The organism is Mastigocoleus testarum BC008, assembly GCF_001456025.1.
Lineage (GTDB): Bacteria > Cyanobacteriota > Cyanobacteriia > Cyanobacteriales > Nostocaceae > Mastigocoleus > Mastigocoleus testarum.
In genome coordinates this window covers 79763-94732 of the sequence record NZ_LMTZ01000101.1, presented here as the reverse complement: position 1 = coordinate 94732, position 14970 = coordinate 79763, and the positions used below count along the sequence as shown (strand labels likewise).

Annotated in this window: 8 protein-coding genes; all 8 read right to left on the bottom strand. The window is 37.1% G+C overall.

Annotation, left to right across the window (positions count from 1 at the left end; all coding sequences use genetic code 11):
• Nucleotides 1-12: 12 nt before the first annotated feature.
• The 8 genes from BC008_RS23575 to BC008_RS23540 all read right to left on the bottom strand — a co-directional run bounded on the left by BC008_RS23575 (nucleotide 13) and on the right by BC008_RS23540 (nucleotide 14907).
• The gene (locus BC008_RS23575) at nucleotides 13-237 is read right to left on the bottom strand and encodes an MbtH family protein (RefSeq protein ID WP_027841534.1); all 225 of its coding nucleotides are present in this window, start codon (nucleotides 235-237) and stop codon (nucleotides 13-15) included.
• Nucleotides 238-280: 43 nt separating this feature from the next.
• Nucleotides 281-619, bottom strand: a complete 339-nt coding sequence (locus tag BC008_RS23570; RefSeq protein WP_027841533.1) for a hypothetical protein — start codon at nucleotides 617-619, stop codon at nucleotides 281-283.
• A gap of 77 nt (nucleotides 620-696) precedes the next feature.
• Nucleotides 697-2082 carry an MATE family efflux transporter gene (locus BC008_RS23565; protein ID WP_027841532.1) on the bottom strand — a complete coding sequence of 462 codons (1386 nt, stop codon included), beginning with the start codon at nucleotides 2080-2082 and terminating at the stop codon, nucleotides 697-699.
• Between the two features lie 20 nt (nucleotides 2083-2102).
• Nucleotides 2103-3128 (bottom strand): sucrase ferredoxin, encoded by a 1026-nt coding sequence (locus tag BC008_RS23560; RefSeq protein ID WP_027841531.1) that lies wholly within the window; start codon nucleotides 3126-3128, stop codon nucleotides 2103-2105.
• 167 nt (nucleotides 3129-3295) lie between these two features.
• On the bottom strand, nucleotides 3296-4663 hold the full coding sequence (locus BC008_RS23555) for a cytochrome P450 (RefSeq protein ID WP_027841530.1): 1368 nt from the start codon (nucleotides 4661-4663) through the stop codon (nucleotides 3296-3298).
• A gap of 36 nt (nucleotides 4664-4699) precedes the next feature.
• Entirely contained in the window at nucleotides 4700-6085 is a 1386-nt protein-coding gene (locus tag BC008_RS23550; protein WP_036264805.1) for a cytochrome P450, read from the bottom strand.
• 11 nt (nucleotides 6086-6096) lie between these two features.
• Nucleotides 6097-10194 (bottom strand): non-ribosomal peptide synthetase, encoded by a 4098-nt coding sequence (locus tag BC008_RS23545; RefSeq protein WP_027841528.1) that lies wholly within the window; start codon nucleotides 10192-10194, stop codon nucleotides 6097-6099.
• 48 nt (nucleotides 10195-10242) lie between these two features.
• A complete protein-coding gene (locus BC008_RS23540) occupies nucleotides 10243-14907 on the bottom strand; it encodes a type I polyketide synthase (RefSeq protein ID WP_058183915.1) in 4665 nt (1554 codons plus the stop codon).
• Nucleotides 14908-14970: the final 63 nt, after the last annotated feature.

The following is a 14970-nucleotide window of genomic DNA, read 5'->3' as shown; positions in this document are numbered from 1 at the left end:
CTAATAAAGCAATTAGGTTTTACTAGTAGCTTCGTCCATTTTCTGTCTGAGACTAAGAGGTCTCATATCAGTCCAAACTTCTTTAATGTATTCAAGACATTCTTGCTTAAGACCGCTTTTGCCCGCATCTTTCCAACCAAGAGCATTATCTTTATCAATAGGCCAAATAGAGTATTGCTCTTCGTGATTAACTACGACTTTATAAATTGTTTTATCTTCTTTTTCATCTTGATACATTTGTTTCTCCAGTCAATTAATAATGGTCATTTGATTTAAATATTTACGAATTAGCGTTGTCTCGAATCCCAGATGATTTTTCTACCTTCACAGGTTCGTAAACTGGAACTTCAAACAAAAGTGTGTTTTTACAAAAATCTATCCATTCGGGAGTTACATTGTCAAAGATTATATTTTCATCTTTGAAAATACCATCTGTAACTACATAGTTTTCTTGAACATAAAGAAAGTCATCATCAGTAATTATCCTCTTGACTTCAACTTTCTTGCCATCCATTTCTTGCTTTTCTTTCCTTATATTTTCGAAATTCTCAGCCCATTGGTTAAATTGACGTAAATTTTTAACTGAGTATGCTTTACAGTATTTTCCCATCGTTGCCATAATATTACCTCATTTTAATTTATCATTTTTTCAGGAAGTTTAATTAATGAGATATGCTGGTCATAATATTATATGTTTTATCTCTTTGATATACTTCTAAAGTAAATTTTTCTAAACTCTATCCACGTAAATAAAGCAACAATTAAAGTAAATAGTAAATCTACAGAAGCGTAACCATAATAGATCCCACTCACTCCAAAAAATATTGGTAAAATTAATAATATTGGTAAAAATAAAATGATTTGTCTCATCAATGTAATGACTCCTGCAATTTTCGCATTACCTATAGCTTTAAAGAATTGAATACTACATGACACAAAGGAAATTAATGGCAGTAAAAAGGTAACAATATGAAAGTTAAGTAAATTGTTATAAGTAAAATTAAAATCTGGTATTAACCAGCTAATAAAGATTCTTGGAAATAGCTGTAGAGGTATCCATATTAAGATTAAAAAAATAGTTCCACCTATTACAAAAGTCAAATATGCGTTCTTGAGTCTTTGATAATTATTTGCTCCATGATTCATGCCAACAACTGGTTGTAGGGCTTGCGCTAACCCATAAAAAGGAGAGATCATTAAAGAATATAATCTGATAGTTGCTCCACCAAAGGCAATGTCACTATCCGTTCCATAGTAAGCTATTGATTTAAACAAGACTACGTTTTCAAGTATACCTGTAACTTGTGAAATCATAGTCACTAAAGCTATTGATAATATTGCAGGTAGTAAATCTAAGGCTATCAGATCTAGTTTAATATTTAACTTTTTACAATTAACAGGAAGAAAAATTTTAGCAGATATAAAATATATACAATTTATAGTGGAATAAACTACTGCAGAAATAACTGTAGCAAAAGCTATTCCCTGAAGCCCCCAATCAAAAATAATTACAAATATAGGATTTAAAATAATATTAGTTACGACATAAATGCTAGTAAACAGGCTTGCTAGTCTAATTTTACCTTCTGCTTTGATAAGCTGGCTAGAAGAGACTGCTATAATCAAAAATGTTGAACCCAACATATAAGTTTTAAAATAGTCTATTCCATAAGAAGCAACTTCACCTTCTCCTCCCATAAATGCAATTAATTGTTTGCCAAAAATGTATGCTAATATCGTAATTAAAGAAGAGACAATTATACTAAGAATTATTAAAGTACTAAATATTTTGGACTGAATTTTGGTGTTTTCTGCACCAATGGCTCGACTGAGAATTGAAGCACAACCGACTCCGATCGACATGGCACATCCAATGGCAATAGACGTAAGTGGTAGAGCAAGAGATATAGCAGCCAAAGCAGTTTCACCGATGAGTCGCCCTGCAAATAAAGCATCAATGAAAGTGTTCAAGCCTATTAGCAACATTCCCACAATGCCGGGAAAGGATAACTTGAACATTAGTTTAACCAGATTACCTTGAAGAATTTCGTTTGTGATTTGAGATTGCTTTTGTGAAGTCATTTTTTCTCAACTATTACTGTTTAATCAACCTTAACCAAAGAACTAACGCGATACTGCTTCACTGTTTTTAATTCCATTTTTTTGGCTGAGTTTAATGCAGTCATAGCCTCACCACAAGCTTCAATTCTGGCTTCATAGGCACCTTTTGTACTACCATCGGTTGCAGCAAAATCAATCCGAACTTCTGCCCAGTCAGCCTTCTGACCTTCAGCTACTTCTTCCACCGCAAGTATCTTGCCTGCTTTTAAGTAGTTAAGCCAGTTCCACCTAGACTGCATCCAAATTTCGCGCTCGGCAATTTGTTCAAATTTCTTTAAACCTGTCCATCCTCGATAGTATTCACATAAACGTGAAACTGAACCATTTCGGTGTACCAACAAATCCAATACATCTGGCTCAAGATGTCCCCACAAGCATCCTTGAGGTAAATCAATTAATGTAGGAGCAAACTGATGACCACCAAAGTGAGTTGTTTGCCATACTCTTAAGTTTTCCTTAGAAGCATATTCTGTACGTAATTGTCGATATATAGGAGTCCCAAATCTGCCACAGGCAAGATCTACTTGAGTATGTGTGCAAACCATGAGTTCACGAATATGACTCGTTTGTTTTTGATATTGCACAAATTCTGATAAATCATTGGGTTGTTGCATTAAATGTTTGAATATTGCTCTTACCAAACCTGCTGCTTTGCTTTCTGGAACAATAAACTCCTGTTTCTCAAACTGAGAAAATAGCTTTGCAGGACGATAGTAGTAAAACAGGCGGGTAAAACCAGGATAAGAATATTCGCGGTCGGGAGCAATTAGTATTGGTTTTAACTTAATCCCATGCTGAAAAACTAACTCTTGGAATAAACCCATCAATGATTTGATAGTTGGATTTTTCTCAAAGATTTCTTGCGGCCAAGGTTTTGGAATTTCGATAATCAGCCAATGATCGTAATTGCCTGCTGTGCCAATTGGGTCTTCTTTATTAGCTTTAGAAACTAAAGAGCAAAAACGACAATCTGTGAGAAAAAGTTGATTGTTTTGTTGGGTTTGCATATTTGTGAATTTGCTTAACTTAAGTATTACCAGCCATAAACCCAATTTTGGTCTTATGGTTAAAATCCATTAAAATGGTTTAACAGTAAAATTTATTCAGCCTGATACTAAGTAAGTAGGATAAGCTTAGTCAAACTTCTGGTTCTTTGTGCTAAGTAGAACTAAACTCAAACTGTTGCAGTCGCTCTTGGCGTAGGCGCTCGCTGACCAAGCATTAACATTTTCAAGCCACTAGCAGGAGGATAGTTAACACCTCTGGCTAATGGTTTTTCTACTTTTTGATGTGCTAAAGCTAATTGATAGCGTGAGAGAATAGTCGCTAATACTAGTTTCATTTCAAAAAGTGCTAATAGCTCACCCGGACAACGACGAACACCACCGCCAAATGGTAGAAATTCATAGGGAGAATATTGTTTTTCTAAAAAGCGCTCTGGTTTGAATTGTTGCGGTTGTGGATATAAGTCCTCTCGTTGATGAGTTAAATATATACACCCTCTTACTACTGTACCTGGCTCCAATTTATAACCCATTATTTCAATTGATGATTCTACAAGTCGTGGAAATGTAACAACCTGGGTTGGATAAATCCGTAGAGATTCGTTACAAACCGCACTCAGGTAGGGTAATGTGATAATATCTTCAGGCTCTGGAGACTCACCAAGGCTATCCAGTTCTTCTAAAACGCGATCGCGAACACCAGGCGTACTATGAATCCAGTACAAAGACCAACTTATAGCAGTTGCTGACGCATCTTGACCGCCAAATAGTAATGATGGAAACAAATCTCGTATATATTCGTAGGTCATTGGTTGACCTGTTTCATCACAAGCAAACATCAATTTTGACAATACGTCAGTACTAAAAGAGTCTAATTTTTGACGACGTGTTTCTATTTCTGCGTGGAGTAGTTTGTCAAATTGTCTTTGTAGATGAAGCCAATATCCCCAAGGACTCCAGCGACCCAAATCTTTTTTTAGAACTGGATAGGAAAGAGATATATTTAGCCAACGAGATCTAGCATAACTAATCAAATTAGAAAACAGTTGTTGAAATCGTTCGTAACGCTCTCCCTCGTGCAAACCAAACAATGCTGGTAAAACTACTTCTAAGGTAATCTTTTGCATTATTGGGTAAGCAAGAAAAGATTTACCTATGGTCAATTGATTCATGACTTTTTCTGTTACTCTACAGATACGCTGTCCGTACGCTTGTGTCCGAGTTTCGCTCATAGGTGACATCAACAACTTACGACGATTTCTATGGCGTAACCCATCTAATGCGAGCAACCCGTTACTTCCAACTATTGATGCCGAATGTTGATTCAACTTCCCAGAAGCTGTAATCTCTTTGGCATTGGAAAAAATTTGCTTCATTCCTTCTGGGTTGCTAATTATTACTAGAGGAGCAGAATCGGTCATAATGGTGAAAATATCACCATAGCGATCGCCCATAGCGTCCATGAAGCCAAGCGGGTTAGTCTTAAATTGATGATTGAGCAATCTGGGAGAAATTTTTGGTCCATTAGGTAGTTTCATTAGTATTTTCTGATAAACGTTAATGATAGATAGGAGTTAAACTGAGCCAACAATCGATGCTTGTGACTGTCCTTTACGTTGACGCAGTCCACGTATGAGCACCCTCACACCGCTAGCAGGGTAAGAAATTAGACCTCCAAATTTAGGACGTTCTGGGCGATTACTGACTAGCTCTAATTCATAACGTGAAAGAATAGTTGCTAATACTAGTTTCATTTCAAATAGGGCAAAAGTTCCGCCAATACACATGCGAGAACCACCACCAAAGGGTAGAAATTCGTAGGGAGAATATTGTTTTTTCAAAAAGCGTTCTGGCTGAAATTCTTTTGGCTCTGGATACAAATCTTCATGCTGATGTGTTGAGTAAATATTACCAATAAGTATTGTACCGGGGTTTAACTCGTAACCCATAATCTTAACGGTCGATTCTACTAATCTAGGAAATGTAAATAACTGAGTTGGGTAAATTCGCAAAGCTTCGTTACAAACAGCACTTAAATACGGTAGTGCAAAAATGCTCATGGGATCTTGGTTTTCACCAAGACTATCGATTTCGGAAAGTAGGCGATCGCGAACATGAGGGAAACGGTGAATCCAGTATAAAGACCAAGCAAGTGCTGTTGAGGAAGCATCCTGGGCTGCAAACAGAGGTGAAATTAATAAGTCTCGCACTTCTTCATCGGTTAAAGAATTACCTAATTCATCCTTTGCCAATAATAGCTCCGAGAGAATATCAGTTCCTAAGTTTTGTGTTTGCTGGCGACGCTCTTGAACTTCGGTATAGAGCAAATCAAAAAGTTCTCGGCGCAGGTAAAGTAAGTATCCTTTTGGGCTCCATCGACCAAAATTTCGTCCACCAAAAGGCAGATTTTGAGCAATCTTTAGCGATGGAGATAACATCTGTTTCAAAGCCAAAGAAAGCAGTTGCTTGAGTCTGTTGTAGCGATCTCCTTCAGACAATCCCATCACAACTTCTATGCTTACCCGCACAGTGATATCTTCCATTTTTGGATAGCCAATAAAAGGCTTACCAATTGCTTGCTGCTGGATAACCTTATGTGTAATGTCACAAATTCGTTGCCCGTGGGCTTGCATCCGCGCACCGTGAAAAGCAGGCATTAAAAGCTTGCGTCGATGTTTGTGGCGTATTCCATCAAGTTGAAGGACTCCTTGTTTTCCCGTCATCAAGGCGAAACCCCGGTTTAATTTGCCACTAGCTGAAATTTCTTTGGAGTTTGTAAAAATCTCCTTTATTCCTAAAGGATTACTCACATAAACTGTTGGTATAGAACCAAACATTAAAGTAATGATATCACCATAACGTTTGGAAATAGCATCCATATAGCCAAAGGGGTCAGCATTGAATTGTAGAGCTATCAACCAAGAAGGAGTTTTGGGTCCTGGGGGTAGTTTCTTAAGCATTTTTACTCCCATTATTTATTTAAATTGCAAACAGCGTTATCAATACAAATTCTCAGTTTTTTAGCTAGTTCTTGAATATGAGGTTCAACGAAAATCGAGAAATGGTCTCCAGGGACATCAATAAGTTGAATTGGTTGATTGCAACATTTACCCCAGCCTAGTAAGGAGTCGTTAGTGTACCATTCTGGATTATCAAAGTCATGAACTATTTCCTCCGACGCTCGAAATAGAGTTATGGAATGAGGATAAACCTGGGGAGCATAATTTCGCATCGCTTGAACATGAGCTTTGAAAAGTTTGTAATAACGGAGAAAATCTTGAATCTCGGCATCACTGAAGATGAAATTTGCCTTTTTATTAATTAAATTAAGTTGTTCAGTTAATGGTAAATCTCGAAGTTCTTCAAAAGGTACTGAGAAGTCTATATTACTATCAGTTTTTATTGATTCAGCTATGCGGAGCAAGAATTTCGCATCGTCATCATTTGTAGTTTCAATGCTTTGTTCTGGTAATATGGCATCGATAACAACTACTAAACCTACAGTTTGACCCTGCTTTTGTAGTTGCTGTGCCATTTCAAAAGCAAGTACACCACCGTAACAATGACCCCCTAAAAGATAAGGACCATTTGGTTGTACTTTACGGATTTCTTGTAAGTAGCGAGTTGCTGTCTCTTCTACTGAAGTAATTTCTGGTTTGTCTTGTTCTACATTATCTTCTAAAGCATAAAATGGATAATCTTCACCAAGTCTTCTGGATAAATTAAAGTATTTACTAATACCTCCACCAGCACCATGTATACAGAAGAAAGGTATCTTGGAACCAGAAGAGTTTATTGCTACTAGATGAGAAGCAGAATTTTGGCGGAATGGCTGACTAACAATGATTGCTAGTTCTTCAATTGTGGGATTTTCAAAAAGAGTAGATAGTGGAAGATTATGCCTAAATCTGTCTTGAATTTGAGCGATTAACCGGACAGCTAAAAAGGAGTGACCGCCCAAGTCAAAAAAGTTGTCTGTCACTCCGATCAGACTAGTATTGAGAAGATTTCCCCAAATTTTTACTAAAGCTAATTCCGTAAAATTTCGGGGAGCAACAAATGATTTATTAGTGTTTTGTCGAATAATTCCATTATTTGGTAGCGCACGTTTGTCTACTTTACCATTAGGTGTCAGTGGAAGAGCATCCAGTACAACAAAAGCAAACGGTAGCATATAATTTGGCAATTTCTGTTGCAAATAGGGCAACAGTTGTGTAGCTATATCTTTATTCTCTGTTAAAATATAAGCAATCAAACACTGATTTTCTTGATTATCATTTCTGGCAATTACAACCGATTCTTGCACATCTTGATGCTGTGTAATCACTGTAGCAATTTCACCTAATTCTACTCGAAAACCTCTGATTTTTATTTGTTCATCACTGCGACCCAGGTATTCAATATTTCCATCTTTAAGATATCTAACCAAATCGCCTGTTTTATAAATTTTATTTCCTGTAATAAAGGGGTTACTGATAAATCTTTCCTGAGTTAATTCTGGACGATGTAAATAACCCTTTGCTAACCCATCACCACCAACATAAAGCTCACCAACTATCCCCACAGGTGTTGGTTGTAAATCTCGATTTAATACATAAATTTGAGTATTATCAATCGGACGACCGATTGGAACACTGTGCGCTTGATTTGGTAATAAACTGGTGTCGTAGTAAGTAGCGTTAGCGGAAACTTCCGATGAACCGTAAAGGTTGATGAGTTTTGCTTCTGGTATCAGTTCTTGGAAAGTTCTAACTAAATCAACAGATAGTGCTTCTCCACTAGTTATCCAAAGTTTTAGTTGGGATAATTTTTTAATAATATGGCTGTAGTTGTCAAGAAGTAAGCGCAGTAATGAAGGTACAAGTACAATACGAGTAACTTTGCGATCGGCTAGAGTTTCTATAAATAATTGCGAGTCTAGTATAGTTGCATTGCTGATGATTACTGTAGGAACTCCTTGAAGTAAAGGAGCAAAAATTTCCCAAACTGAATCTACAAAGCTAATAGCTGTTTTCTGACAACAAACTTCTCCTTGGGTAAAAGGATATGTCTTCCATAACCAGTGTAAGCCGTTTACTGTACCGCCATGAGTGCCAAGAACGCCTTTAGGTGTTCCAGTGGAACCAGAAGTGTAGATAATATAGGCAAGATTATCAGATGAAGAGATGTTAATGGGGTTTTCTGAACTTTCCTCAGCAATTTCGTCTTTGTGAACATCTAAGCAAATAGTTTTAGCTGAAGATAACGATAGTTTTCCTAATATCTCTTCCTTGGTAATTAACAATGATGCTTGGGAATCAGCAAGCATGAAATTTAAACGTTCCACTGGATAACTGGGGTCAAGGGGAATATATGCACCACCAGCTTTCAGAATAGCTAAAATTCCCACTACCATATCTAGGTCGCGTTCCAGACATAGAGCAACCAGTGTTTCTTTCGTTACTCCCTGTTTTTGTAAGTAATGTACAAGTTGATTAATTCTATGGTTAAGCTGACGATAAGTTAATTCCTCAGATTCGCTAACTAATGCTAAAGAGTCAGGAGTTTGCTCGACTTGCTGCTCAAATAATTGATGTAGAGTTGCGTCTTGAGGATAATCTGCACGAGTTTGATTCAACTTAAATAATAGTTGTTCTTGCTCGGTAGCAGTTAATAGTGACAATTCACTCAGACGCTGTTGTGGATTTACAACTATATTTTCTAATAAAGTTTGGAAATTACTGATAAATTGGGTTATTGTTGTTGAATCAAAAATATCCGTATTGTACTCCAAACAACCTGTTAATCCCTCTTCGGATTCAGACATGGACAGGAAAATATCTAATTGAGCTGTACCGCTATCAAACTCCAAAGTACGCAAGGTTAATTCAGAGACTTCATGCACGGAAGTTGGAGTATTTTGCAATACAAACATAACCTCATAAAGTGGGTTTCTGCTCAAGTCCCGTTCGGGTTGTAATTCTTCTACAAGCATCTCAAAAGGCAAATCCTGATGTGCATAAGCATCGAGAGTCACCTCACGTACTCGATGTAAAAGTTCGCAGAAACTAGGATTACCACTGAGGTCATTACGTAATACCAAAGTATTAACAAATAAACCCAACATTCCTTCCAACTCTGCGCGGTTGCGGTTAGCAATTGGAGAACCGATCGAGATGTCTTCTTGATCTGTGTAGCGGTATAGCAATATGTTAAATGCTGCCAGCAAACTCATAAAAAGAGTGCTATCTTCTCGCTGACTTAATTGTCTGAGTGCATTAGTCAGGGATGCTGAGAACTTTAAGTATTGCTTGGCACCACTGAAACTAGTAGCATTAGGTCGTGGACAGTCTGTAGGTAACTGAAGTACGGGTAACTCACCCTTAAGTTGTTGCTTCCAATAATTTAATTGGGTTGTGAGAAGTTCACCCTGGATGCGATCGCGCTGCCAAACTGCAAAATCTGCATACTGAATTGGGAGTTCGGGTAAGGGGGAAGGTTGATTTGTAGAGAAAGCAGCATACAGCGTTGACAGTTCGTGCAGAAACACACCCCAAGACCATCCATCGGTGATAATGTGGTGCATAGTCACGAGCAAAACCTGTTCTTCTTGACTCAATCGTAGTAAAGTAGCCCTAACTAGCAGTTCTTTAGCTAGATTAAAAGGTTTTTTGGCTGACTCTGCTGCAAATTGTTTAACCTCCGATTTCCAATCTTTACCAGACAAATTTTCAAGGTTAATAACAGATAAATCCCAATTTAATTCAGGAGCAATTTCTTGTACTGGTTCTCCATTTACAAGGGTAAAATTTGTCCGCAAAATTTCATGACGCTTGAGAATTTCGTTCAAGCTTTGCTCAAGTTCTGCAATATTAAGATGTCCTTGTATATGAAAAGCAATAGGAATATTATAGAAAGGACTCCCGTGATAAAGCTGGTCAATAAACCACAATCTTTGCTGGGAAAAAGATAAAGGAATATTTTCACAGTCCTGACGCTTGGGAATAATATCAGCTTGAAGCTTTCCTCCCTTCCATTTTTCTAAAAGGGCTTTTTTGGCTGGTGATAAATTAGAGTATTTTTTATTCATAGCTAATAGTTGTTTATGAGTTATGAATTATGAGTTATGAATTATTAATTATGAATTAGTTAATAGAAGCGCTACTTCTTCCTCAGATAATTCTTCAATTTTTGATAACAGGATTTGCTCAAGCATTTCTGCTTGTTTCGCTGGTATCATTGCTGATGATAAAAGTTCGCGCAGTGGTAAATCCACAGGAAATTTTGTTCGCAATCGAGAAACTAATTGAGTTGCACTGAGGGAATCTCCTCCTAACTCATAGAAGTTGTCGTAAATACCAATTTCTGAAATTCCAAGTACTTCTTGCCATATTTCCGTAATTTGTTTTTCCAAATCATTTGTCGGAGCAACGTAAGAATTAATAAGGCTAGGTCGAGAATAACGTGAAAATGAATTTAATTGATTAGTAGATTTTGAATTTTCCTTCTTATCTCCGTTGAATATCTGGTTTTTTCTGAGATTAATATCTACTGTTGAAAGAATAATTTGAGTACCTGATTTTAAAGAAAATACTCGTTTAAATACTTTTATAGTTTCTGTTGGGGTAATAGCTAATTCTGACCCAGATACTTGCTCAAGGGTTATTTGTTCCTGGTTCGCATTCAGTTGTAATTTATCCCAATTTATAATGTACCAAGGTAGGCAATTATTCCGGTTGTGTCTGTTAATAGAAGTATCTATGAATTGATTGCTTGCTGAATACAAACCTAACCCAAATCCTCCTAAAATAGAAGATAAAGAAGAAAAAACTATACAAAAATCTAAGTTTATATTCTCTAATACTTGTTCCAGTACTGAAATTTTACGATGTTGCGATTTTAATATATTTTCTAGTTCGATTTTTGTAACTTCTGGAATGGAAGCAAATATATGTTCGCGCTTTATTCCAGTTGAACAAATTACTCCGTTAATCTGTCCAATATTTTCAGATGCAAGGCTTTGATACATTTGCTCATAATTAGTTTTATCTGCACGCAATACTAAAATTTTTGCACCATTATTTTCCAATGCTAGCAATCGTTGGATTTTGCAACTCACTTCATCATCTTGAGCATGAGTTTCAAGCCATTGTGAGAAATCATCTTTTTCTGGGAATGCAGAATCCTCAATAAATATGAGTTTTGCTTGGAAATTTTTTGCAAAGTACTCTGCAACCACAACTTCAATACTTTCGAATCCACCAGTAAACAGGTAAGTACCTTGTTTTCTTAAAGGCATTTTGTCTTCAGCTACTGACTCCAGGTGAACTGGTTCAAATGTTTGTACCCAACGGTAGCGATCGCGATAAGCAATTACATTATCTGAGGATACAGAGGTTAACTCATCCAAAAGTGTTTCAACAATATGACTTTCATATTCATAATTTTCTTCTCTTTCTTCTGCCTTATTTGCGTCTATATTATTACTTAAAGCAATATCAATACATCGACAGCTAATATTGGGATATTCTTGCGGAATTACTTTACATAAGCCTAATATTGCTGCTTTCTCAGGATCGAGTTTTTCATTACCATTAACATCTTGGATGTTGTTTGATATGACCCAAAGTTGTAAGCTATCACTCATTTTTAACTTACTAAGGCTTTGCGCTAAGAATAATAAGCTGTTAAATTCTAGATAATCTAGATAATTTTCTAATTGATTTGTTTTATGAGGACTTAAGCTCCAAAAATAACCAATAGTTTCGAGTTTTTGGTCTGATGATACTAATTCCTTAAGTAAGATATCATAGTCTTCAGTTGCAAATGGATTAATCGTATAGATATCTTCACCTAATTTGCTAAACCGTTCTCCTTTTTTTACAGCTATTACATTTTTATTTTGGTTTTTAAATACGTTAATTAATTGCTCGCCGATTCCTAAATCATCGACAAAAAATAGCCATGTTTCTTGTGTAGATTCTATTTGAGTAGAGTATAAATTAGGCAATAAAGAACGTTTCCATGAAGGTATATAAAACCAGTCAGCAATATCTTGTTTATTATCTAATGTTGTTAGTTTTTTACTTATAGAAGAAGATGAGGATTTCGCATCAACCCAGTACCTTTGTCGTTCGAAGGGGTAAGTTGGTAAAGGCAAACGATGACGATGCTCGTGAGTATAAAACTCCGACCAATCTATTTCTACACCCCTAAGCCACAGTCTACCTAATGTTTGTAATAGAAAGCTAACATCAGATTGTTGCTCTTTTACATGGCGTAATGAAGTTAATACCTGCTGCTCAGTATTTATCTCTAAATGCTGTCTCGTTAATGTGCTTAGAGTTCGTCCCGGTCCTATCTCTAGGAAAACACCTTCAAACTGTTGTATCAATTGGGATATACCATCCGAGAACCTCACAGTTTGTCGTAAATGTCGGCACCAGTAATCTGGATTTGTAGCTTGTTCTTCAGTAATCCAATTACCAGTTACGTTAGAAATAAAGCGTATATGCGGAGGATTGAGTTTAACTGTTTTGACAACCTCAGTAAATGCTGACAAAATCGGTTCCATCATCTGAGAATGGAAAGCATGAGATGTATGTAATAGCCGACATTCAACTTCTTTAGACAATAACTGTTTCTGCAGGGCTGCGATCGCGTCGCTTGTTCCTGAAACTACACAGGATTCGGGGCTGTTGATTACTGCAATTTGTAGATGCTTTTTATGTAAAATCTGTGCATCTAAGAGCAACCGCACATCTTTTTCTGGAAGCTTAACTGCCAGCATACTTCCCGTGGGTACTTGTTGCATCAGCTGTCCCCTTTTTGCCACAATTTTTAGGGCATCTTCTAAAGAAAATACACCTGCAATTGTTGCGGCGACATATTCCCCGATACTATGACCGATCGTCGCCTCTGGACGCACTCCCCAAGATAAGAATAACTGAGCCAAAGCATATTCTGTAACAAATAAGGCAGGTTGGGTAAAAGATGTTTGTTGTAATTGCTTTGAAGCAGTTTCAATCTCTTCTTTTTCGGGGTAAAGTAAAGAACGGATATCAAGACTGATGTGGGGTTGCAAAATCTCAGCGCAGATATCTACATGTGTTTTAAATGTTGGTTCTACTTCATACAGTTCTCTCCCCATGTTTGCATATTGTGACCCTTGTCCCGAAAACATGAAGATAACTTGACAGTGAACTGGCTTACGGTAGGAAATCAAAATAGTTTGTGGGTCTTGGCTGTGAAGCGATTTCACCGCATCATCTAACTCTTGGCAAATTACCACGCGACGATACCCAAAGTTTCGGCGACCCACTTGTAAGGTATAAGCTACATCAGGTAGGGCAATATTGGGGTTTTGCTCTAAATAATTGCCCAGTTGTAGTGTTACAGTGTCTAAAGCTGTGCTGGTTTTGGCTGAGAGTAATAATAATTGGTAAGGACGGGAAAGACTAGAAGCTTCAATGATTGGAGCTTCTTCTAAGATGACATGGGCATTAGTCCCACCAATGCCAAAAGAACTTACACCTGCTCTGCGGGGTGTATCGTTAGTTTTCCACTCTGATAACTTATTATTAACGTAGAAGGGACTATTAGCGAAATCTATCTGAGGATTTGGTTTTTGAAAGTGCAAACTCGGAGGTATTTGCCTATTTTTGAGTGCTAGTACAGTTTTAATTAATCCTGTTACCCCTGCTGCTGTATTCAAATGCCCAATATTGGTTTTGACTGACCCGATCGCGCAAAAGCCTTTTTTATCTGTACTTGCACGGAACGCTTGTGTAAGAGCTGTGATTTCAATCGGGTCTCCCAAAGGGGTTCCTGTTCCATGTGCTTCAATATAATTGATAGTTTCTGGTTCAACTCCAGCTAAAGCTAGGGCTTCTAAAATTACCTCTCTTTGACCATCAACACTGGGAGCTGTATACCCAACCTTCAAAGAACCATCATTATTGATAGCCGAAGCTTTGATTACCGCATGAATGCGATCGCCATCAACAACAGCGTCCTCCAATCGCTTCAAGACCACAACACCCGAACCGCTACCGAAAACAGTTCCTTGAGCTTGAGCATCAAAGGCTCGACAATGTCCGTCAGGAGAATTAATACTTCCTTCTTGATACAAATAACCAGTTTTTTGTGGAACTTGTATCGAAACACCACCCGCAAGTGCAATATCACTTTCGCCATTTAATAAGCTTTGACAGGCTAAGTGGACCGCAACCAATGATGTAGAACAGGTGGTCTGAACATTTATACTTGGTCCTTTAAGATTTAATTTATAAGAAATTTGTGTAGGTAAATGGTCTTTATCATTGCCAATAAAAATTTGGAACGTATCGGCTGATTTTATAAAATCCTGATTGGGATATAAATTTGATAATAAATAATTACTAACAGTAGTACCAGCAAAAAGACCTATTTGACCAGGGTAAGCTTCCGAATCATAACCAGCATTTTCTAAAGCTTCCCAAACACATTCTATGAAAATACGGTGTTGCGGGTCTGTAATTTCTGCATCTCTGGGAGTGAAACCGAAAAATGAAGCATCAAATAGTTCTATATCTTCTAATACAGTACCAGCCTTCACATATTGATGGTCGCTCAATAGTTTCGGGTCTAGTCCTGTGGATAATAATTCTTTATCAGTGAAAAAAGAAATTGATTCTACACCATTTTGCAGGTTTTGCCAAAAGGTATCGACGTTATTGGCATCAGGGAAACGACCTGCCATACCGATGATAGCAACTTCATCTTTGTCATTAAAGCTATTAATTAAATTATTTTCCTTTTCCATTTACAGTACTTTTTTGTGAAGTTTACTTGAGCTTTTATAGTCTAGGAATCGCAAATTTCATCA